Genomic DNA, 20110 nt, shown 5'->3' on the forward strand with positions numbered 1-20110 from the left:
CGGCTGATAACTGTGAGCCTGATCGCGAAAGTTAGCGCTACCAGATAGCGCTAACATCGATCTGTGATAGCGCTATCATTTCTCTCATGGAAGGGATTCATCTTGCCCCTTCTCTGGCTCAAAGGAGGTAAAATCCGGTTTGAGCAAATAGTCAGTGCCGCGCTTTTGCCTTAAAGTGAGCACCCGTATGCCGAGGAAGGGAAAGGATGTCAGAAGCGAAGAAACGCCGTAGCACGGGTCGGGTGACCCTCAACGATGTGGCCCAGCTGGCCGGCGTGGGGGCCATGACGGTGTCGCGCGCCCTGCGCACCCCCGAGCTGGTGTCCGACAAGATGCGCGAACGCATCGAGGCGGCGGTGGACGAACTCGGCTATATCCCCAATCGGGCGGCGGGGGCGCTGGCGTCCGCCACCTCCCAGACCATAGTGGTGATCGTGCCCAGCCTGACCGAGTGCGGCTGCGGCGAGGTGATCGCCGGGCTGCAGCAGACGCTGCGGGGCGAGGGCTACCAGATCATGCTGGGGGATGCCCAGCACCTCAAACCGCAGGAGGAGAGCCTGCTGACCAGCTTTCTGCAGCACAATCCGGCGGCCGTGGTGCTGTTTGGCAGCGATCCCGGCGAGACCATCCGCCAGCGGCTGCAGGCGGCCCGCCTGCCGGTGGTGGAGGTGGGGGCCATGGCCCGCAGTCCCATCGACATGAACGTCGGGGTCTCCAACTTCGATGCTGGCTACCAGCTGACCCGCCACCTCATCGAGCGCGGCTACCGCAATATCGGTTTTCTCTGTGCCCGCCAGGAGCAGTGGATGCTGCAGCAGCGCATGCAGGGCTGGCAGAAGGCGCTGCTGGACAACTACCTCTCCCCCGACGCCATCATCAACACCTCGGAGCGACCCAGCTTCAGCACGGGGGCGGCCATGCTGGGGGAGTTCCTGCTGCGCTGGCCCGAACTGGATGCGCTGGTCTGTGTCAATGACGAGCTGGCGGCCGGGGTGCTGTTCGAATGCCAGCGCCGCCACCTGAACGTGCCGGGCAAGCTCGCCATCGCCGGTTTCGACGATCTGGACGTGGCCCGCGCCTGCTATCCGGCCCTCACCTCGGTCCGCATCCCCTATCAGCGGATGGGACAGGAGGCGGCCGATCTCATCCTGCGTCAGCTGGCCGGTGAACCCGTCATGGGCTCGGCGCTGACCCTCGATTTCCAGCTGCAGAAGCGGCAAAGCAGCTGACCCCTTTCACACTCATCAAAGAGGCAACCATGTTCAAGGCTCTGTTACTGGAAAACCAAGACGGCAAGACGGTGCCGACCCTGACCCGGCTGGACGAGAGTCAGCTGCCGGCCGGCGAGGTGCGGGTGGCGGTGAGCTACAGCTCCCTCAACTACAAGGACGGGCTGGCCATCACCGGCAAGGGCAAGATAGTGCGCCAGTGGCCGCTGGTGCCGGGCATCGACTTCGCCGGCACCGTGCTCGAATCTGCCGACAGCCGCTATCAACCGGGCGACAAGGTGGTGCTGACCGGCTGGGGCGTGGGGGAAGGGCACTGGGGCGGCATGGCCGAACAGGCGCGGGTCAAGGCCGACTGGCTGGTACCGCTGCCGGCCGGGCTGGATGAGCGGCAGGCCATGTGCATCGGCACCGCCGGTCTGACCGCCATGCTCTGCGTGCTGGCGCTGGAAGAGGCGGGAGTGACCCCGCAGAGCGGCGAGATCCTGGTGACCGGCGCCGCCGGCGGGGTGGGCTCCACCGCCGTCGCCTTGCTGGCCGCGCTGGGTTATCAGGTGGCGGCCCTGACCGGCCGTCCCGAGGAGCAGGGCGAGCTGCTGACGGCGCTCGGCGCCAGTCGAATCGTGCCGCGCAGCGAGCTGCTGGAGCCCGCCAAGCCGCTGGAGAAGCAGCTGTGGGCCGGGGCGGTCGATACCGTCGGCAGTCAGGTGCTGGCCAAGCTGCTGGCCCAGATGAACTACGGCGGCGCCGTGGCGGCCTGCGGGCTGGCGGGTGGCTTCGATCTGCCCACCAGCGTGATGCCCTTCATCCTGCGCAACGTGCGGTTGCAGGGGGTCGATTCGGTGATGTGCCCGCTGGCGCGCCGCCAATTGGCGTGGCAGCGATTGGCGCGAGATCTGCCTGCCAGCTTCTTTGCGCAGGCGGTCACCGAGATCGGGCTGGAGCAGGTGGCGGAGGCCGCCGAAGCCATCACCCAAGGGCAAATCGCGGGGCGCACCCTGGTCAAACTTTGATTCAGCCCTGACTGGCGAGCCCCATTTTTCTGGATAGACTTTGAGTGCGGGTGCACTATCCAAGGAGAATGAGCATGGGTGGACACAAGCCGGATTACGACCTCGATGACGATTGGGAGCCGGAATCCTGGGAAGAAGAGCTGGATGAATGGGAAGACGAGAGCTGGCAGGATGATGACCCTCTCGACGACCAGTAATCCGCGCATTGAATACACAGGCGGGCCTCGGGCCCGCCTGTTTTTTTGGGCGGCTCACAGGAATGGGGAGAGGTGCTTGGAGGGGGCTGCGGCTCTGGCTAGAATGAACTGCCCAAACGACACTCAAGGATGATTATGCGACTCTCGGTGATAGTGTTTGCCGTTCTGCTCGGGGGCTGCGCCTCCCATTCGGACGATCCGTGCGAGAAGGTGTGGAGCGAGGTGGGGGAGGCCGATGGCAAGCTGGGCTTTACCGCCGAGCGGGTCGAGTTTCATCAGGCCCAGTGCGGCGAGAAGGTGGATGCCGAGCTGTGGAAACAGGGGCATCAGAAGGGACTGGCCTGGTATTGCCGGCCGGAGCACCTCTATCTGGCGGGCCGTTCCGGTGGCGAGTATCGCGGGGTCTGCCCCAATGACGTCCAGGCGCGCCGGCTGTTCGAGCAGGGCCGCCAGGGCTGGACCGATCAATAGCCGGGCTGGCGGCTCAGGCTTCTTTCTCTTTCAACCGCAGTGGCTGACACAGATAGCTCTTGTCGTTGGCGCTGCGGGCACACTTGCCGCAGACGAACTTGGGTTTGCGCACGATTTTGCGCAGGGTCTTGAGATCGGCCGGGATCTCGCTGCGACGCCATTCACACAGGGTCTTGTTGCCCATCTCGACTACCTCGACAACTCGGTGGGCCCTAGTGTAATCAATTTTCATTTCTAAAACAGCGAGCGGGCCCGGATGATCTCGCGGCCCGCTCGTGGTGACGGGAGATTACTGATAGAGGAACTTGGTAAAGATCAGCTCGCGCACCGCCTTCTTGCCGGTTTCCTTCACCAGCAGCTCATTGGCCCTAGTCTGGCACTCCTTGCGCAGGTCTTCGCGGCTGACCAGAGACTTGATCTGGTCGGCACTCTTGCTGCCCATCAGCCGGATGATGGCGTCACGGATGAGGGGGTCATGCTGCTCCAGCAGCTTGAGGTCGGCCTCGTTCTCGGCCATCAGCTCCACCGTCACCCGGACGTAGCCGAGGGTTTTGCCATCGCTCAGGTAGTTGGTGATGATGTCAGGATCCAGCAGGTGATAGAAGAAGCCCGGCTTGGCGGCGGCAGCTTCCCCTTCTGCGGGGGCTTCCCCCCTTCGGAGGCATAGGCCTGAAGTGCACCGCAGCTTAGCAACAACACCAGCAGAAATTTGAATAGCTTCATAGGGATGGCTCATCAGCAAGAGATACCCCATTTTTGATGCTGCCATCGGGGCCGTCAAGCACGGATGTTCTTACAATTCTCGATTGATTTACGGATAATAAACCGGATTTTAACCTGATAACGGAAATCTCCGGATGGTGAAGCTGTGAAGTCCGAGTTGACTGTTCCCCTTGCCCGGCTCGTGCCCTGGCAGACGCCCGCGCAGTGCGAGCCGCCCGAGGCCTTGCTGCCCTGGTTGCTGGAGGCCGATTCCATGACCCGGCGCCTGCGCCGCCACAATCGCCATTTCTCGGTACAACTGTTCGGCAATCGCAGTGTCGCCCTCGACGCCGACGAGCAGCAGCTGGTGGTCGCCGAGCACCCCATGGGGCTGTGCCGCGAGGTGATCCTGCACGGCGATCATGGGCCGGCCGTGCTGGGCTGGACCCTGTTTGCCGAAGCCGCCCTGCAAGAGAGCGGTCTGCGCGAGCTGGGTGAGCAACCGCTGGGTGAACGTATCTTTGGTGACGAACCTGCCCGGCGCGATCACCTGCAACTGGCCTGTTTCGAGATTGCGAGCAATCCCTGGTGTCCGGCCGGCACCGTCTGGGGACGTCGTTCCCGTCTGTTTCTGGGGCAATGGCCACTGCTGGTCCATGAACTCTTCTTGCCCTCTCTGTCATGCAACAAGGAGCTGGAGTGAATCTGTTAACCAAGGAGCGGGGACTGGCCTACGTGCAGTTGGCCCGCATCGACAAACCCATCGGCACCCTGCTGCTGCTGTGGCCGACCCTGTGGGCACTGTGGCTGGCGGCTGACGGCCTGCCGGATCTCTGGACCCTGCTGGTGTTCGTGGTGGGGGTGTTTCTGATGCGCTCCGCCGGTTGCGTCATCAACGACTATGCGGATCGCAACTTCGACGGTCACGTGAAGCGCACCGCCGGCCGGCCGCTGCCCATGGGCAAGGTCAAGCCGCGGGAAGTACTGGCGCTGTTTGCGGTGCTGGCGCTCATCTCGTTCGCCCTGGTGCTGACCATGAACCCGCTCACCATCGGCCTGTCGTTCGCGGCCCTGCTGCTGGCGGTCTGCTACCCCTTCATGAAGCGCTACATCCCGATCCCCCAGCTGGTGCTCGGCATGGCCTTCTCCTGGTCGATTCCCATGGCCTATGCGGCCCAGGCCAACGCCTTGCCGGCGGTGGCCTGGCTGGTGTTTCTCGCCAACCTGCTGTGGACCATCGCCTACGACACCCAGTACGCCATGGTGGACCGGGACGACGACCTCAAGCTCGGCCTCAAGTCGAGCGCCATCCTGTTCGGCCGCCACGACAAGCGGATCATCGGCGCGCTGCAGCTGCTGACCCTGCTGATCCTGCTGCTGGTGGGGCAGCTGAGCGAGCTGGGTTCCAGCTACTACTGGTCGCTGCTGGCGGCGGCGGCGCTGTTCGTCTATCAGCAGCGGCTGATCCGCGAGCGGAAGCGGGAGGCCTGCTTCCAGGCGTTTCTCAACAACAACTACGTGGGGGCGCTGATCTTTGCCGGGGTAGTGATCAACTACCTGTGAGTCAGCCCCATCATGAAAAAAGGCCGCATGTTGCGGCCTTTTTTATGGTGTCGTGCGAGCGGGTCAGAGCCGGTTGCCGGCCTGGATGGTGCGGCGGATCTTGGTGCTCAGCAGCGGCACTATGTTGTCGGCCAGCGCCTGGAAACGGCCCAGATCCGGCTTGCAGCCCGGGTCGAGGTAGCCTTCGCTGCGCAGGGTGTGGATCAGGGTGCTGAACAGCTTCTGGTCGAAGAACTCGGGGGCATTGATGCCGTGCAGGGTGCCGAGGCGCTCCGCCATCATCAGGCCATCCGCCTCCAGCTGCTCGGCCTCGATGCGGGGCTGGGCCAGCACCCGGGTCAGCACGATGGCGTAGCGCTGCAGGGTCTCCTGAATGCTCTCGGCCAAGAGCAGCAGGCGGGTCTGGTTGACCGGATTGACCCAGAAGCCGCCATCGCGGGCCTCGATCAACTGCTGGCGCTGCAGTTCGGCCAGCAGGGCATCGACCAGCTCCGGCAGCTCGTCCTCTTCATAGCGCAGGAACAGCTCGGTCTTGAGCAGCGGGTAGATGTCGATGCAGCGGGCAACGATCTCGCTGCGGGAGATCCCCTCGCAGCGCTCGATCAGGGCCGCCACCAGGGAGGGCATGGCGAACAGATGGAGGATGTTGTTGCGGTAGTAGGTCAGCAGGATCGCCTGATAGCGGTCCAGGCTGACGATCTGGCCCAGCTTGTCCTCGCTCACCTCGAACTTGTTGAGCTCCATGGCCTGATCCAGCAGGGTCTTGGCATCTTCGTCCGGGATAGTGCTGTGCGGGCTGTAGGGCACCTGCTTGAGCAGATCCAGATAGGTGTTGAGCTGGGCTTGCAGTTCGTCGCGGGTCAGGGCGTGGCGCTCGGCGGCCAGCAGTGCCAGCGCGCTCAGGGTCAGGCCGTTGACGGCGGCGGCCCCGTTGATGCGGGTCATCAGCAGCTCGGCCAGCTGGTTGACGGTGGGCGCCATCCACTCGGGACGCTCCTCCTCGCCGATGTGCTCCTTCCAGCTGGGCACCTGCTCGTTGAGGTAATTGTTGAGGGTCAGCGGCTCACCGAAGTTGACGAAGCCGCGGCCGTAGTTGCGCAGCTTGCGCAGGATGCCGAGCACCTGCAGGAAGCTCTCCTTCTCCTTGCGGCTGCCCTTGAGCTCGTTGTGGTAGGTGTTCACCTCCATCACGTGCTCGTAGCCCAGATAGACGGGCACCAGGGTAACCGGTCTGTCCAGCCCGCGCATCATGGCCTGCAGGGTCATCGCCAGCATGCCGGTCTTGGGCGGCAGCAGGCGGCCGGTACGCGAACGCCCGCCCTCGGTGAAGAACTCCACCGAATAACCCTTGGCAAACAGCAGATTGAGGTATTCCCGGAATACCGTGCTGTAGAGCGGATTGCCCTTGAAGGTGCGGCGGATGAAGAAGGCGCCGCCGTGGCGGAAGATCGGGCCCGCCGGCCAGAAGTTGAGGTTGATGCCCGCCGCGATGTGGGGTGGCACCATGCCCTGGTGGTAGATGACGTAGGAGAGCAGCAGATAGTCCATGTGGCTGCGATGGCAGGGGACATAGACGATCTCGTGCCCTTCCTGGGCCAGCTGGCGCACCTTCTCGGCGCCGTTGACCGAGAGCCCGCGGTAGAGCTTGTTCCACAGCCAGCCGAGGAAGCTCTCACCGAGCCGGATCAACCGGTAGGAGAAGTCGGAGGCGATCTCGTCCATGTAGCCGTGGGCCCGTTTCTGGGCTTTCTCCAGGCTGATCCCCTCGCGCTGGGCCTCTTCCTCGATGGCCTGCTGAATGACGTTCGAATCGAGCAGCTGTTTGAACAGCAGGTTGCGGTTGGGCAGCTTGGGGCCGGTAGCGGCCAGCTGCTGGCGGCTGAAGTGGGTACGGGCGACCCGCGCCAGCTTGTGGGCGATGGCTTCGTCGGTGCCGTGCTTGTCCGCCATGTGACGCAGGGAGAGCGGCGGGGAGAAGCGCACCAGGTTCTCGCGCCCCTTGAGGATCACGATCAACGCCTTCTTGAGGCGGTTTGGCGCCAGGCTGCTGATGATGTTCCAGCCGGAGGCCTCCTCGCCTTCCCGGCCGGGGGCGCGGCCCCAGAACAGGGTGACGGGCACCACCTGGATATCCAGCGCCGGATCCTGCTTGTGCAGATCCAGCAGCTGGTGGAATTCCTGCAGGAAGGGCAGCGGCTTGCTGCGCTTGCCGAACAGGGGAGGCGGACGGTCCAGACAGACATAACGGGGCAGCAACTGGCCGTTCAGCTCCAGCGGGGTGAAGGGGCCGGGCAGGCCGAGATCCTCGCAGCACTGTTGCAGGGTCATCAGGTCGGTGATCGAGCTGGTCTTCAGGGCGTAGACGATGGGTCTGGCCGGATCCAGCTTGAGCTCGGTGATGGGATTTTCCGGCAGGCTCTTGTGATTGACCAAGCCGCTGACCGGCCATTGCAAGATGGCTCTGGAAATGTTCTGTCCAAGGGACATGTGCGTCTGCTCTCCAAAAAAATGCGGCGTGAGCATAGCAAATCACCGACTGGTTGTCGCCGAGAGGTACGATGAGTCGGCTGCGCGGGATCAAATCTGCAGCAAATGAGTGCCGGGCCGCGACAAATGTCAGCTGCGCCTTGCCTTGGCCACTGCACTGTATATACTGCCAGTGTGCTGTATAAAAAGACAGGTGCCCATGCTATGAAACCCCTTACTCCCCGCCAGGCCGAAGTGCTGGAGTTGATCAAGGCGAACATGAACGAAACCGGCATGCCGCCGACTCGCGCCGAGATAGCCCAGAAGCTTGGTTTCAAGTCGGCCAATGCGGCCGAGGAACATCTGAAAGCCCTGGCCAAAAAGGGGGTCATCGAGATCATGCCGGGCACGTCCCGCGGCATCCGCCTGTTGATCGAAGAGGAAGAGCCGCTGGAAGAGAGCGGCCTGCCGCTGATCGGCAAGGTGGCCGCCGGCGAGCCCATCCTGGCGCAGGAGCATATCGAGAGCCACTACCAGGTGGATCCGGCCCTGTTCCACCCGCGGGCCGACTTCCTGCTGCGGGTGCAGGGCATGAGCATGAAGAACATCGGCATTCTGGATGGCGACCTGCTGGCGGTGCACAAGACCCAGGAGGTGCGCAACGGCCAGGTGGTGGTGGCACGGCTCGACGAGGATGTCACCGTCAAGCGCTTCCAGCGCAAGGGCAGCCAGGTGTGGCTGCTGCCGGAGAACGAAGAGCTCTCCCCCATCGAGGTGGATCTCTCCTGTCAGCAGCTCACCATCGAGGGGCTGGCGGTTGGCGTCATTCGCAACGCCGACTGGATGTAATCCCTGCCATGAAACGGCCTCCTGCGGGAGGCCGTTTCGTTTCTGTACTCCTTTCCCCATGATTTCAATCAGATCCTGATACCCGCCATTTTTGTCTGCGGGCGGTGACCGCAGGCGATTCATTTCAGATATATCATTTGGTAAGGCGGACTCGTTGGCTCGAGCCGCTCCCGCTGCTCGCCATGACGCGCGTTATCCAGATCGCTGGTAGCAGGAACCCGGAGGGCAGCAGGGAAAAACAACAGCCTCGTGCGGTGTGCAGGTCACACCCGGCAAAGAGGCGCTTGCGGGATAGAAGGGAGAGTGGCCAGCAGGGCGCCGGCAGTCGGCACCGCAGCGGCACACTCGCGCAGTCGACACGCGGCAGTCATCGGCTCATTCACCCCGGCGGTGATGGGCGGTGCCGGTTGGCGTGACCTGTTGATCGAGGAGGACAGGTATGGCTTCAAGCTCGCCATGGGATCCGGGTCTGGCATCGCCCGTTTCTTCCATCACCCGTTTCATCAAGGGTAACCGGATGACCCGTTTCTATGCCCTCTGGGTACACCACAAGGGCGCTTGCTGGACCATCTGGCTGGGATGCCCCAAGGACAAGATTGTCCGGCTGGTGCGCCTGTTTCACAGCCATCATGACGGCGGCCTGGCCGACGCCCTCTGGACCGCCCCCGTCATCCCGCTGCGGGCACAATCCAGACGCCCGCATGAGCGGCGCCGACAGCAGCCCTGAGCGCCACCTCTTCTTGTACAGCCCCACCCCATGGTGGGGCTGCTGTTTTGGGCGGGTTCGGGCCGGCATCACCGGCCCTTGCGTCATCTTCTGACGGAAGTTGGCCAGTGAACGGGCATCCGGTACAAGGGGGTGACCGGTGTGGCGCCGGCTGGGTTACAATGGCTCTTCCATTCGGGCCCGGTTGGCGGGTATGTCGAAGTGAAAGGGTCTGTTCTCTTATGGTTAAACCGCGTTACCCCTTGCTATTTCTGCTGCTGGTCGGGGGCATGATGGCCGGATTTTACTGGAACCAGCCCTCCCTGCCCGAGCATGCCGACTACTACCCGGCGGGGCGGGACATCAATCCGTTCGCCTTCACCGATCAGGATGGCCAACCCTTCGTCCCCGCCAGCCTGACCGGCCACTGGACCTTCCTATTCGTCGGCTACACCTTCTGCCCCGACATCTGCCCGACCACCCTGGCGGATCTGCGTTCCGTCTATCCCGAGCTGAAAAAGATCGCCCCGAGCAGCCAGGTGGTGTTCATTTCGGCGGATCCGCAGCGGGATGACGTGGCCCGTCTCAAGACCTATACCGCCTTCTTCAACCCGGAGTTCAAGGCGGCGACCGGCCCCCACGACAAGTTGTTCCCCTTCGTGCGCAATCTGGGGCTCATCTACTCCATCGCCGACCAGGGGGAGAAGGACTACCTGATCGACCACTCCGCCTCCATCGTGCTGATCAATCCGGCCGGCAAGCTGGAGGCCGTGTTTCGCCCCCGTGTGAGCGAGGGCAGTGTACCCAGGGTCGTCATGGCGAGCATGGTGTCGGACTTTGCCAAGATAGTGCGGCTGGACGACGCATGATGAGCAACGGATTCCCTGCGACATGCTGACCCCCGTTTGGTGGCGGGACGGGCGGCGCCACCGCGCCGTGTTTGCCCTGGCCCTGCCCATGGTGTTTTCCAATGTCACCACTCCGCTGCTGGGGCTGGTGGATGCCTGGGTGATCGGTCATCTCGGCCAGGCCTGGTTCCTCGGCGGCGTGTCGGTCGGTGCCACCCTCATCAACCTGCTGTTCTGGCTGCTCGGCTTTCTGCGGATGTCCACCACGGGGCTGACCGCCCAGGCTCATGGCGCCAGCAGCCCGGCCGGCCAGCTCGACACCCTGACCCGTGCGCTGGGGCTCGCCGTCGGGCTGGGAGTGACGTTGTTGCTGCTGTTGCTGCCGCTGATCCCCACTCTCATCGCGCTCAGCGGTGGCTCCGCCGAGGTGCAGCACTATGCCGCCGAGTATGTCTCGGTGCGGGTCTGGAGCGCCCCGGCGGCGCTCTGCAACCTGGTGATCATGGGCTGGCTGCTGGGCATGCAGGATGCGCGCAGCCCCATGCTGCTGCTGATCTTCACCAACCTGGTCAACATGGGGCTCGATGCCTGGTTCGTGCTGGGGCTGGGTTGGCAGGTAAAAGGGGTCGCCGCCGCCTCGCTGCTGGCGGACTACAGCGCACTCGGATTGGGGCTCTGGCTGGTGAGCCGTCACCTGCGCCGGCTGGCCGCGTCGGCGTGGCAGGGGGCCTGGCAGCGCTGGCGTCAGTGGCCTGCGTTGCTGCGACTGCTGGCCCTGAACCGAGACATCTTCATCCGCTCCCTCTGCCTGCAACTCTGTTTCGCCTTCATGACCCTGCAGGGGGCTAGGCTGGGGGATGTGGCGGTGGCGGCCAATGCGGTGCTGCTCAACTTCCTGATGCTGATCTCCTACGGGCTGGATGGCTTTGCCTACGCGGTGGAGGCCATGGTGGGCCGCGCCATCGGGCAGCGGGATCGGCAGGGGTTGCGGGAGGCCATCGTACTCAATCTCGGTTGGGCGCTGCTGATCGCCCTGACGTTCAGCCTGCTGTTTGCGGTGGGCGGCAGCCGGCTGATCGCGCACATCACCGATCTGCCGGCGGTGATCGCCGCCGCCAACGCGCAGCTGCCCTGGCTCATCGCCATGCCGCTGCTGGCGGTCTGGTGCTTCCTGCTGGACGGGGTCTTCATCGGGGCGACCCGGGCCAGGGAGATGCGCAACAGCATGCTGGTGGCGGCACTGTGCGGCTTCTTCCCGGTCTGGTGGCTCTGTCAGGGTTGGGGCGTGGCGGCCTTGTGGGCCGCGATGGCGGCCCTGATGGCGGGGCGGGGGCTGACGCTGGGCTGGCTCTGCTGGCTGTTGGAGCGCGATGGCCGGCTGCTGCACTCAGCCCACGGGGTGGGAGCGGCGCAGCAGACCTCTTCCTGACGTCAGCGCCTGCCTGGATCTGTCGGGTTCACTCCTGCAGCGAGCCGGCGTAGCCCAGCTGGCGCCAGCTTTCGTAGACAAACACCGCCACCGCATTGGCGAGGTTCATGCTGCGACTCTGGGGCAGCATGGGGATGCGCAGCCGCTGCTCGAACGGCAGGCTCTCGATGATCTCGATGGGCAGGCCGCGGCTCTCGGGCCCGAACAGCAGGGCATCGCCCGCGGCAAACTGCACCGCCGAATGGGCGGTGCGCCCCTTGGTGGTACAGGCGAATACCCGCGTCGGTGCCACCGCCTCCAGAAAAGCCTCGAAGTTCGGCCAGCGCTTCACCTCGGCAAACTCGTGGTAGTCGAGCCCCGCCCGCTTCACTCGCTTGTCATCCCACTCGAATCCCAGCGGCTCTATCAGGTGCAGTCGATAGCCGGTGTTGGCGCAGAGGCGGATGATGTTGCCGGTGTTGGGCGGAATTTCCGGTTGGTAGAGCACGATGTCGAGCATGACGGCGTCCTGATGGGGCGAAAAGGGCGCCAGCATACCCAGCGCCCGTACGGATGAAAAGAGTCTGCTCAGCTGATGGGCAGGCGGATGGTGATGGTCAGCCCGGCTGGTTGGTTGCTGCTGGCACGGATGGTACCGCCGTGGCGCGCAATGGCCTCCGCGGCGATGGCCAGCCCCAGCCCGGTGCCGCCGGTCTTGGCGTTGCGGGCATCGTCCACCCGGAAGAAGGGCAGGAACAGCTGGGCCTGCTGCGCCACCGGCACGCCGGGACCGTCGTCGCGGATGGTCATCACCCACTCCAGTCCCTCCCGATACCAGTCCACCTTGATGAACTCGCGGGCGTATTTGAGCGCGTTGCGCAGTGGATTCTCCAGTGCCCGGGCCAGCAGATCGGGCCACATCCGCAGCGACTCAGCCGGCAGTGGCGGCAGCCGGAGCTGCTTGCCGCTCTGGTTGGCCTCGAACATGGCATCGTCCAGGATGGGCTCCAGCAGTTCGGCCAGCGGCATCACCACCGGCGCTTCCACATGCTGCTGTACCCGCGACAGATCGAGCAGGTCACCGATCAGCTTGTCGAGCCGGCCGATCTCCGATTCGATCCGTGCCAGCTCGTTGCTGTCACCCTGTTTGCGGCGGATCAGCGCCTGCGCCAGCTGGATGCGGGTGAGCGGGCTGCGCAGCTCGTGGGAGATATCGGAGAGCAGCTGTTTCTGCTTCTGGATCATGTTCTTGAGGGTATCGACCATGTGGCTGACGTGATCCGCCAGCTGGCCGATCTCGTCCCGCCGTCCCAGGTTGGGGATCTGCGCCTCCAGATTGCCCTCCGCCAGCTGGGAGACCGACTGTTGCAGCTGCAGGATAGGGCGGGTCAGCCGCCAGGCCAGCAGCAGACAGAGTGGGGTGCTGACCAGCATGGCGATGCCGAGGATCTGGATCGGGTGATCCAGGATCTGGATGAACAGGAACAGATAGGAGTTCTCGACGTTGAGGCCGAAGTAGATGTGGTAGATCTGGCCGTGATGCGTCATCTGGAAGGGGCCGGCGATGGCCCGCTTATGTTCGCTGCCCAGCATGGGCTTGGCCGGGTTGTCCGAGTCGAGCATGAAACGGATGACGAACTTGCTCAGGCGGGTACTGGACTGCATCTGCCCCTTGGCATCGCGCAAATAGATGTTGTCGACCGGCAGCAGGCCGGCGGCATCGATGGCCTGGGCCAGATCGAAATCCTGATTGGGGTCTGCCCCCTTCTGCAGTGCCTTCAGGTTGTTGTTGAGGCGGGTGATCTCGTGGGCCGGCAGCGGAATGATGTTGCGGGGATCCAGGGTCGGCAGGATCACCACGGCGGCCACCACCAGCAACAGCATGAACCAGAACCAGAGGAAGATCTGGGTGGAGAGACCGTTGAAGGTGCGGGCGGTTCTCATGCCTGTTCCAGCCACAGATAGCCTCTGCCGCGCACCGTCTTGAAGCGGGGTTGGCCATCGGTACGCTCCGGCAGCTTCTTGCGTAGGTTGCTCAGGTGCATGTCGATGGCGCGATCGAAGGGCTCGAGTTTCTTGCCGAGCACCAGCTCGGAGAGCTGGCTCTTGCTGACGATCTGACCCGGGTTGCGCAGCAGGCACTCCAGCAGGCCGAATTCGGTGGCGGTCAGCTCCAGCAGTTCGCCGTGGCAGCTGGCCTGCTGCAGGCCGGGTTGCAGCACCAGATCCATGAAGCGCACCTCTTCCGAACTGCCGCCGCGCTGGGGCTGGGTGCCCTGGGTTCGGCGCAGGATGGCGCGCACCCGGGCCAGCAGCTCCCGATCGTCGAACGGCTTGGCGAGATAGTCGTCAGCCCCCGCTTCCAGCCCGTTGACCCGATCCTGGCTGTCGCCACGGGCGGTCAGCATCAGCACCGGAGTGTCGTGGGTCTTGCGCAGTCGGGCCAGCATGGCGAAGCCGTTGAGCTTGGGCATCATCACGTCCAGCAGCACCAGGTTGAAGTGCTGTTCGGCCAGCCGTTGCAAGCCCTCTTCGCCATCCTCGGCGACGGTCACCTGGAAGCCTTCCAGGGTCAGAATTTCGGTGAGCAACTGGGTCAGCTCGAGATCGTCGTCGACCAGGAGTATTTTGTGCATCTGAAGTCATTCCGCTGATTTTTCGCGCCAATCCGGCGTCGGGGTCAGGGTATAATAGATTTTTAACCGCAAGAGGAAAGCCGGTTTTGAGCCATCAACAATATTCCCGCTGGGTGACGCTGGCCAGCATGGCCGCCGTCACGACCGCCACCCTGCTGATCACCGGCAAGCTGATCGCCTGGCTGATGACCGACTCCTCGAGCCTGCTGGCCTCCCTCACCGACTCCTTCATGGACGTGAGCGCCTCCATCATCAACCTGCTGGCGATCCGCTACGCCCTGTCACCGGCCGACGACGAACACCGCTTCGGCCACGGCAAGGCGGAGTCGCTGGCCGGGCTGATCCAGGCGGCCTTCATCTCCGGTTCCGCCCTGCTGCTGGTGATGCACGGCATCTCCTCCCTGCTCAAGCAGGCGCCGCTGGAGCGGCTTGAGGCGGGTCTGTGGGTCAGCGGTGGCTCCATCGTGCTGACCCTGCTGCTGGTCAGCTTCCAGAGCCTGGTGATCCGCAAGACCAACAGCGTGGCCATCAAGGCCGACATGCTGCACTACCGCTCCGACCTGCTGCTCAACGGCGGCGTGCTGCTGGCACTGGTGCTGGCGGGACAGGGCTGGTACTGGGCCGACGGCCTGTTTGCCATCCTGATCGGGCTGTTCCTGCTGTGGGGGGCGCTGCACATCGGCTATGAATCGGTGCAGGCGCTGCTCGATCGTCAGTTGCCAGCCGAGGAACAAGCGAGAATAATGGCCCTCTGCTGTGACGTCGAAGGTGTACACGGGGTGCATGATCTGCGCACCCGCCAATCCGGTCCGACCCGTTTCGTGCAGTTGCATCTGGAACTGGACGATCAGCTCCCTCTGGTCAAGGCCCATCAGATTGCCGATGAAGCCGAACTGGCGGTTCGTCAGGCGTTTGAGCGCATGGATGTCATCATTCATATGGACCCCATCTCCGTGGTGCACAAGGAACAGCAAGGCACTCCCTCAGAACAACAGTAGGCTGCAACATGGATGATCTGGTTGCCAGAACCTGGCAAAAAATTCAGCAAGAAGCGGCGAGCATGGCGACCGAAGAGCCCATGCTGGCCAGCTTCTTCCACTCCACCATTCTCAATCACAAGAACCTGCGTTCGGCCCTCAGCTTCCAGCTGGCCAACAAGCTCGACAGCGCCACCATGCCCGCCATCGCCCTGCGCGAGGTGATCGAGCTGGCACTGCGCAGCGAGCCCGAGCTGCTGGCGGTCGTGGCGGCCGACATCTGTGCGGTGCAGGAGCGCGACCCGGCGGTCGATCTCTTCTCCACCCCGCTGCTCTACCTCAAGGGATTCCATGCCCTGCAGGGCTACCGGGTCGCCAACTGGCTGTGGCGCCAGGGGCGTCGCTCGCTGGCGCTCTACCTGCAGAACCAGATTTCCGTGGTGTTCGGGGTGGACGTGCACCCGGCCGCCCGCATCGGCAAGGGCATCATGTTTGACCATGCCACCGGTATCGTGGTCGGTGAGACGGCGGTGATCGAGGACGATGTCTCCATCCTGCAGAGCGTCACCCTGGGTGGTACCGGCAAGGAGAGCGGCGATCGCCACCCCAAGATCCGGGAAGGGGTGATGATAGGGGCGGGTGCCAAGGTGCTCGGCAACATCGAGGTGGGCATGGGCGCCAAGATCGGTGCCGGCAGCGTGGTGATCAACCCGGTGCCGCCGCACACCACGGTGGCGGGCGTGCCCGCCAAGATCGTGGGTCGTCCGGAGTGCGACAAGCCTTCGCTGGACATGGATCAGTGTCTCTGATCCCCTGACCGAGGTGCATTGATGGCCAAGCGCTGGTCGGGTTATCTGATCCTGGGGATGTGGCTGCTCAATCTGCTGCACCTCTATCTGGGATTTTCCCCCTGGCCGGCAGCCATCGCGGCCTGGGGGGCCTCGCTGCTCACCTGGCCCTGGCTGGTGGGGGCGGCGCGGCGCCAGGCGCTGGCCCTGTACGGGGCGGCGCTGGCACTGCTGATCTTCTCCTGCTGGCGGGGGGCGAGCCTCACCGCCGGTGACTGGCTGCTGCCCAACATCAACATGCTCACCATGTTTGCAGCTGTGAGCACCCTCAATCTCGCCACCTCGGGTCTCTTGACCGGCACCACCTCATGGCAAGGCCGCAAGGGGCTGTGGAGCACCATGGCCAGCCTCAACCTGCTGGGGGCCGTCATCAACCTCTCGGTGCTGTTCATCATCGGCGATCGGCTGGAACGTAACGGCACCCTTGAGCGGCGTCAGGTGCTGGTGCTGAGCCGGATCTTCTGCGCGGCGGCCTTCTGGTCCCCCTTCTTCGTCGCCATGGCGGTGGCGCTCACCTATGCGCCCGGCCTGCAGCTGTCGCGCATCCTGCCGTTCGGGGTGGTAGCGACCCTGCTGGCAATGGGGCTGACCGCCTGGCAGGTGGAGCGGCTGGGGGTGGCAGACTTTGCCGGCTATCCGCTGCGGCTGCAGACTCTGGGGTTGCCGGTGGCCCTGGCCCTGCTGGTGCTGCTGATCAAGCAGATCTGGCCGGATCTCGGCATTTTGGCGGTGATCGCCCTAGTGGCGCCGCTGCTGGCCTTTGCCTTCATGCCGAGTGCGGGGCGCGGCCCGGCCCTCAAGCGGCAGGTGGTGGAACGTTTCCCCGCCATCGGCGGCCAACTGGTGCTGTTTCTGGGGGCTGGTCTGCTGGCCGCCGGCATCAACAGTGCGCTGTCGGTGTTCGAGCTGGGCGGCGGCCACGGCTTGCCCTTCTTCCAGCACTTCGGCTGGCTGGAGTCTTCGCTCACCCTGTTGCTGATCCTGCTGGTGGCCATCGTTGGGGTACACCCGCTCATCAGCATCTCAGGATTGGCGCCGCTGCTGTGGCCGCTCTCGCCGGATCCCAGCCTGCTCGGCATGTGCTTCCTGCTGGGTTGGGGGCTGGCCACCGGTACCAGTCCGCTCTCCGGCTCCAACCTGGCGCTGGCCTCCCGCTACAACCTGAGTGCCGGAGCGATTTTGCGCGGCAACCTGCTCTACGGCCTGTTGATGTACGGGGTCGCCTGTCTGCTGCTGGGGGCCTATATCGCCCTGCACGCCTGATGATGCGGGCTTGCGGCAAGGGCGTGCAGGGCGGTTGTGCAGGGGTGGGGTGGCGACTTGTGCGGGGCCGGCCGTGGCCCGGGCGCAGGATGCGAGAAAAATAGACGCATATTTAGGCAATACATCCATGGAAGGCGCATTTTACAGCGCACCGGCTTGTTTGTGCCGATAGGCTCGGGGTATGCTGGCTTCACGCGCTTGAATCGCCCTCTGTGGGGCATCGCAATTGAACATACAGGTATGCATATGTCACTAGAAGTCCTTGAGCAACTCGAATCCAAAGTACAATCCGCCGTCGACAACATCTCCCTGCTGAAGATGGAGCTGGACGAGCTGAAAGAGCAGAACAACAAGCTGCAAGACGAGAACCATCAGCTGCGCAACGAGCACGTCGCCTGGCAAGAGCGTCTGCGTGCCCTGCTGGGCAAGATGGACCAGATGGGCGAAAGCATCTGAGTCGTCGCCATCCGCGAGAATTGAAAACGGGCCGCTCCATGAGCGGCCCGTTTGTTTGGGTCAGTCTGGCAATCAGAGTGCCAGCAGCTGTTTGACGGTCTTCTCGATGCCGTCTGCCGCTTCCACTATGTTGTTGGCCAGCATGTAGGCGGGGGTGGAGATCACCTTGCGCTCCTGATCCACCACGAACTCGTTGACCGGGCAGTTGAGGTGGCTGCCGCCCATCGCCTCGATGGCGTTGGCGGTGCCCTCGTCGTGGCCTATGGTGGCCAGGGTGCCGGCGCCATAGATGAGCGGGATCATGGCCGGTGCGATGCAGATGTAGGCGGCCGGCTTGCCGGCCTTGGCGAAGCTCTGGCACGCCTTCAGTACATCCGGCTGGATTTGGCACTCGGCCCCCTTGATGGCGAAGTCGCACAGGTTCTTGGCGGCGCCAAAGCCACCTGGCACCAGCAGGGCATCGTAGTCGGCCGCATCCAGCTCGGCCACGTCCCTTATCTGGCCGCGGCAGAGGCGGGCCGCTTCGACTAGCACGTTGCGGCGCTCGCCTTCACTCACTTCCCCGGTCAGGTGGTTGATGACATGGAGCTGTGGAACATTGGGAGCGAAGCACTGGACTGCTGCGTCCTGCCTGGCCAGCGCCAGCAGACTGATGACGGCCTCGTGGATTTCGGCCCCGTCAAAGACGCCACAGCCACTCAAAATCACGGCCACTTTTTTCATGACAGACTCCTCGTTGTTGAAAATGTGAGCCAGAATGGATTGTTGTACTTTTGTATGGTTATCGTTCGTCCTCAGCTGGTCAAGTCATCTTGCTGTGCTAGGATTGTTTCGTTTTGGATCCTGCCGTACTTACTCCCTTAAATTTTTTTCCACATTGATCGAGATCATTCAAGTCGTCTCGCGATCGATTTTTACATGTGCAACCAATTGTTATTTATTGGTTTTTATATTTTTGTGCACAGTTTCATCACTGTGGTTCATACTGCCCCCCATTTTTGAGCACAGAGTTATCCACAGATTGATGGCCTGTGAGGATCCGCCGGCAGGGTCTTTGCCCCCCTTGGTGTGAGGGGGGCCCTGTGGCATCCTAGCGGCTGTTTATCTCTGGCAGGACGATTTCATGGCCCCTAGCAACCCCCTTATTCTGGTCGACGGCTCTTCATACCTTTACCGCGCCTTCTTTGCCTCCCAGCAGGCCGATCTGCGCACCTCGACCGGTTTGCCGAGCGGCGCCGTCCGTGTCATGGCCAACATGATGCGCAGCCTGCGCAAGCAGTACCCCGACTGCCACGTGGCCGTGGTGTTCGATGCCAAGGGCAAGACCTTCCGCGACGACATCTATCCCGAATACAAGGCGAACCGGGCCAGCATGCCGGACGATCTGCGCAGCCAGGTCGCCCCCATCCACCAGATGATCAAGGCGATGGGTTTCCCCTTCCTGATGGTGGAAGGGGTGGAGGCTGACGATGTGATCGGCACTCTGGCCCGCCAGGCGACCGAGAAGCAGCTGCCGGTGCTGATCAGCACCGGCGACAAGGACATGGCGCAGCTGGTCTCCGACCATGTCACCCTGATCGACACCATGAAGGACGTGAAGACCGATCGGGAAGGGGTGATCGAGAAGTTCGGCGTACCGCCCGAGCTCATCATCGACTACCTGGCCCTGATGGGGGACAAGGTGGACAACATCCCCGGCATGACCGGCGTCGGCGAGAAGACCGCACTGGCCCTGCTGCAGGGGATTGGCAGTATCGACGAGATCGCCGCCAATCTCGACAAGGTGGCTGCGCTCGGTTTCCGTGGCTCCAAGGCGTTCGCCGACAAGTTCCGCGAGCAGGAAGAGCAGGTGCGCCTCTCCTACGTGCTGGCTACCATCAAGACCGACGTGGCGCTGGAACAGAGCCTGGAAGAACTGCAGCTTGGCCCTATCGACAAGGAGGCTCTGCTGGCGGTCTACCGTGAGTACGAGCTGCGCAACCTGATCAAAGAGTTGGAGTCCGGCGGCGCTGAGGAGAGTGACGCCGAGGGTGATGATGAAGTCGCCGCCCCGGTAGCCGTCATCGAGACCGACTATCGCTGCATCCTGGATGAGGCTGAATTCGATGAGTGGCTGGCCCGTCTGCAGGCGGCGCCGCTGTTTGCCTTCGATACCGAGACCACCAGTCTCGACTATATGGAGGCGCGCGTCGTGGGCGTCTCCTTTGCCATCGAGCCGGGCAAGGCGGCCTACGTGCCCTTCGGCCACGATTATCTGGGGGCGCCGGTACAGCTGACCGAAGCCGTGGTGCTCGGCAAGCTCAAACCGCTGCTGGAAGATCCGGCCCGTCTCAAGGTGGGACAGAACCTCAAGTACGATCGCAACGTGCTACTCAATCACGGCATCGAGCTGCAGGGCATCGCCTACGACACCATGCTCGAGTCCTATGTGCTCAACTCCACCGCCAGCCGCCACGACATGGATTCGCTGGCTCGAAGATA

At 63.5% G+C, this 20110-nt stretch carries 21 protein-coding genes and 1 pseudogene (1 of these 22 cut by a window edge); 15 read left to right on the plus strand and 7 right to left on the minus strand.

Annotated elements, in window-relative coordinates:
• Positions 1-206 precede the first annotated feature (206 nt).
• The 4 genes from E5E97_RS05030 (at position 207) to E5E97_RS05040 (ending at position 2907) form a co-directional block, all read left to right on the plus strand.
• The gene (locus tag E5E97_RS05030; protein WP_171279943.1) at positions 207-1229 is read left to right on the plus strand and encodes a LacI family DNA-binding transcriptional regulator; all 1023 of its coding nucleotides are present in this window, start codon (positions 207-209) and stop codon (positions 1227-1229) included.
• A gap of 29 nt (positions 1230-1258) precedes the next feature.
• Positions 1259-2239, plus strand: a complete 981-nt coding sequence (locus E5E97_RS05035) for an MDR family oxidoreductase (RefSeq protein ID WP_171279944.1) — start codon at positions 1259-1261, stop codon at positions 2237-2239.
• A gap of 74 nt (positions 2240-2313) precedes the next feature.
• Positions 2314-2436: a hypothetical protein gene (locus E5E97_RS23665; RefSeq protein ID WP_016349017.1), complete on the plus strand. Its 123-nt coding sequence runs from the start codon at positions 2314-2316 to the stop codon at positions 2434-2436.
• 135 nt (positions 2437-2571) lie between these two features.
• Positions 2572-2907 carry a DUF2799 domain-containing protein gene (locus E5E97_RS05040; RefSeq protein ID WP_016349018.1) on the plus strand — a complete coding sequence of 112 codons (336 nt, stop codon included), beginning with the start codon at positions 2572-2574 and terminating at the stop codon, positions 2905-2907.
• Positions 2908-2920: 13 nt separating this feature from the next.
• Here the strand turns inward: E5E97_RS05040 and E5E97_RS05045 are convergent, their stop codons facing one another.
• Together E5E97_RS05045 and E5E97_RS05050 are read right to left on the minus strand one after the other, a co-directional pair.
• Complete coding sequence (locus E5E97_RS05045) at positions 2921-3091, minus strand: hypothetical protein (RefSeq protein WP_005307551.1); 171 nt, start codon at positions 3089-3091, stop codon at positions 2921-2923.
• 105 nt (positions 3092-3196) lie between these two features.
• Positions 3197-3630, minus strand: a pseudogene (locus E5E97_RS05050) (flagellar basal body-associated FliL family protein).
• Positions 3631-3775: 145 nt separating this feature from the next.
• Between E5E97_RS05050 and E5E97_RS05055 the strand changes: the two are divergent.
• Complete coding sequence (locus tag E5E97_RS05055; RefSeq protein ID WP_029305282.1) at positions 3776-4312, plus strand: chorismate lyase; 537 nt, start codon at positions 3776-3778, stop codon at positions 4310-4312.
• Positions 4309-5172 carry a 4-hydroxybenzoate octaprenyltransferase gene (gene ubiA, locus E5E97_RS05060; RefSeq protein ID WP_118882147.1) on the plus strand — a complete coding sequence of 288 codons (864 nt, stop codon included), beginning with the start codon at positions 4309-4311 and terminating at the stop codon, positions 5170-5172. Before E5E97_RS05055 ends, ubiA begins: the two co-directional genes overlap by 4 nt.
• Positions 5173-5235: 63 nt before the next feature.
• On the opposite strand, the gene plsB is transcribed toward ubiA, so the two are convergent.
• A complete protein-coding gene (gene plsB / locus E5E97_RS05065; protein WP_118882146.1) occupies positions 5236-7659 on the minus strand; it encodes a glycerol-3-phosphate 1-O-acyltransferase PlsB in 2424 nt (807 codons plus the stop codon).
• Between the two features lie 204 nt (positions 7660-7863).
• On the opposite strand from plsB, the gene lexA reads away from it, so the two are divergent.
• The 4 genes from lexA to dinF all read left to right on the plus strand — a co-directional run bounded on the left by lexA (position 7864) and on the right by dinF (position 11470).
• Entirely contained in the window at positions 7864-8487 is a 624-nt protein-coding gene (gene lexA / locus E5E97_RS05070) for a transcriptional repressor LexA (protein WP_118882145.1), read from the plus strand.
• Between the two features lie 439 nt (positions 8488-8926).
• Positions 8927-9214, plus strand: a complete 288-nt coding sequence (locus E5E97_RS05075; protein WP_101150965.1) for a hypothetical protein — start codon at positions 8927-8929, stop codon at positions 9212-9214.
• Positions 9215-9435: 221 nt separating this feature from the next.
• Positions 9436-10062: an SCO family protein gene (locus E5E97_RS05080; RefSeq protein WP_045790911.1), complete on the plus strand. Its 627-nt coding sequence runs from the start codon at positions 9436-9438 to the stop codon at positions 10060-10062.
• Between the two features lie 22 nt (positions 10063-10084).
• A complete protein-coding gene (gene dinF / locus E5E97_RS05085) occupies positions 10085-11470 on the plus strand; it encodes an MATE family efflux transporter DinF (RefSeq protein ID WP_118882143.1) in 1386 nt (461 codons plus the stop codon).
• A 28-nt stretch (positions 11471-11498) separates the two neighbouring features.
• Here dinF and trmL read toward each other — a convergent pair whose 3' ends face one another.
• The 3 genes from trmL to E5E97_RS05100 form a co-directional block, all read right to left on the minus strand.
• A complete protein-coding gene (gene trmL / locus E5E97_RS05090; protein WP_029302634.1) occupies positions 11499-11969 on the minus strand; it encodes a tRNA (uridine(34)/cytosine(34)/5-carboxymethylaminomethyluridine(34)-2'-O)-methyltransferase TrmL in 471 nt (156 codons plus the stop codon).
• Between the two features lie 68 nt (positions 11970-12037).
• The gene (locus E5E97_RS05095) at positions 12038-13393 is read right to left on the minus strand and encodes an ATP-binding protein (protein ID WP_042067266.1); all 1356 of its coding nucleotides are present in this window, start codon (positions 13391-13393) and stop codon (positions 12038-12040) included.
• Positions 13390-14085, minus strand: coding sequence for a response regulator (locus E5E97_RS05100; RefSeq protein WP_016349025.1), 696 nt, complete (start codon positions 14083-14085; stop codon positions 13390-13392). Before E5E97_RS05100 ends, E5E97_RS05095 begins: the two co-directional genes overlap by 4 nt.
• 86 nt (positions 14086-14171) lie before the next feature.
• On the opposite strand from E5E97_RS05100, the gene E5E97_RS05105 reads away from it, so the two are divergent.
• The 4 genes from E5E97_RS05105 to E5E97_RS05120 all read left to right on the plus strand — a co-directional run bounded on the left by E5E97_RS05105 (position 14172) and on the right by E5E97_RS05120 (position 17629).
• Positions 14172-15083 (plus strand): cation diffusion facilitator family transporter, encoded by a 912-nt coding sequence (locus tag E5E97_RS05105; RefSeq protein ID WP_016349026.1) that lies wholly within the window; start codon positions 14172-14174, stop codon positions 15081-15083.
• Positions 15084-15091: 8 nt separating this feature from the next.
• Positions 15092-15871, plus strand: a complete 780-nt coding sequence (cysE, locus tag E5E97_RS05110) for a serine O-acetyltransferase (protein ID WP_011704210.1) — start codon at positions 15092-15094, stop codon at positions 15869-15871.
• Between the two features lie 21 nt (positions 15872-15892).
• Entirely contained in the window at positions 15893-17173 is a 1281-nt protein-coding gene (locus tag E5E97_RS05115; protein ID WP_060389795.1) for a hypothetical protein, read from the plus strand.
• A 246-nt stretch (positions 17174-17419) separates the two neighbouring features.
• On the plus strand, positions 17420-17629 hold the full coding sequence (locus E5E97_RS05120; protein ID WP_016349028.1) for a cell division protein ZapB: 210 nt from the start codon (positions 17420-17422) through the stop codon (positions 17627-17629).
• A gap of 72 nt (positions 17630-17701) precedes the next feature.
• On the opposite strand, the gene elbB is transcribed toward E5E97_RS05120, so the two are convergent.
• Positions 17702-18352 carry an isoprenoid biosynthesis glyoxalase ElbB gene (gene elbB / locus E5E97_RS05125; protein WP_171279945.1) on the minus strand — a complete coding sequence of 217 codons (651 nt, stop codon included), beginning with the start codon at positions 18350-18352 and terminating at the stop codon, positions 17702-17704.
• A 400-nt stretch (positions 18353-18752) separates the two neighbouring features.
• Between elbB and polA the strand changes: the two genes are divergently transcribed.
• Positions 18753-20110: the start of a DNA polymerase I gene (gene polA / locus E5E97_RS05130; protein WP_118882140.1), read on the plus strand. Its footprint extends 1396 nt past the window's final position; the window shows 1358 of its 2754 coding nt (coding positions 1-1358); the start codon lies at positions 18753-18755; the stop codon falls past the right edge of the window.

Origin of the sequence: Aeromonas sp. 2692-1 (assembly GCF_013085505.1) — a bacterium.
Lineage (GTDB): Bacteria > Pseudomonadota > Gammaproteobacteria > Enterobacterales > Aeromonadaceae > Aeromonas > Aeromonas hydrophila.

Coding starts and splice junctions, on each gene's coding strand:
- dinF (WP_118882143.1), top strand. CDS start 10,085: ATGCTGACCCCCGTTTGGTGGCGGGACGGGCGGCGCCACCGCGCCGTG.
- E5E97_RS05045 (WP_005307551.1), bottom strand. CDS start 3,091: ATGGGCAACAAGACCCTGTGTGAATGGCGTCGCAGCGAGATCCCGGCC.
- E5E97_RS05080 (WP_045790911.1), top strand. CDS start 9,436: ATGGTTAAACCGCGTTACCCCTTGCTATTTCTGCTGCTGGTCGGGGGC.
- E5E97_RS05035 (WP_171279944.1), top strand. CDS start 1,259: ATGTTCAAGGCTCTGTTACTGGAAAACCAAGACGGCAAGACGGTGCCG.
- E5E97_RS05100 (WP_016349025.1), bottom strand. CDS start 14,085: ATGCACAAAATACTCCTGGTCGACGACGATCTCGAGCTGACCCAGTTG.
- trmL (WP_029302634.1), bottom strand. CDS start 11,969: ATGCTCGACATCGTGCTCTACCAACCGGAAATTCCGCCCAACACCGGC.
- E5E97_RS05095 (WP_042067266.1), bottom strand. CDS start 13,393: ATGAGAACCGCCCGCACCTTCAACGGTCTCTCCACCCAGATCTTCCTC.
- E5E97_RS05030 (WP_171279943.1), top strand. CDS start 207: ATGTCAGAAGCGAAGAAACGCCGTAGCACGGGTCGGGTGACCCTCAAC.
- lexA (WP_118882145.1), top strand. CDS start 7,864: ATGAAACCCCTTACTCCCCGCCAGGCCGAAGTGCTGGAGTTGATCAAG.
- plsB (WP_118882146.1), bottom strand. CDS start 7,659: ATGTCCCTTGGACAGAACATTTCCAGAGCCATCTTGCAATGGCCGGTC.
- E5E97_RS05075 (WP_101150965.1), top strand. CDS start 8,927: ATGGCTTCAAGCTCGCCATGGGATCCGGGTCTGGCATCGCCCGTTTCT.
- E5E97_RS05115 (WP_060389795.1), top strand. CDS start 15,893: ATGGCCAAGCGCTGGTCGGGTTATCTGATCCTGGGGATGTGGCTGCTC.
- cysE (WP_011704210.1), top strand. CDS start 15,092: ATGGATGATCTGGTTGCCAGAACCTGGCAAAAAATTCAGCAAGAAGCG.
- E5E97_RS05040 (WP_016349018.1), top strand. CDS start 2,572: ATGCGACTCTCGGTGATAGTGTTTGCCGTTCTGCTCGGGGGCTGCGCC.
- elbB (WP_171279945.1), bottom strand. CDS start 18,352: ATGAAAAAAGTGGCCGTGATTTTGAGTGGCTGTGGCGTCTTTGACGGG.
- E5E97_RS23665 (WP_016349017.1), top strand. CDS start 2,314: ATGGGTGGACACAAGCCGGATTACGACCTCGATGACGATTGGGAGCCG.
- E5E97_RS05120 (WP_016349028.1), top strand. CDS start 17,420: ATGTCACTAGAAGTCCTTGAGCAACTCGAATCCAAAGTACAATCCGCC.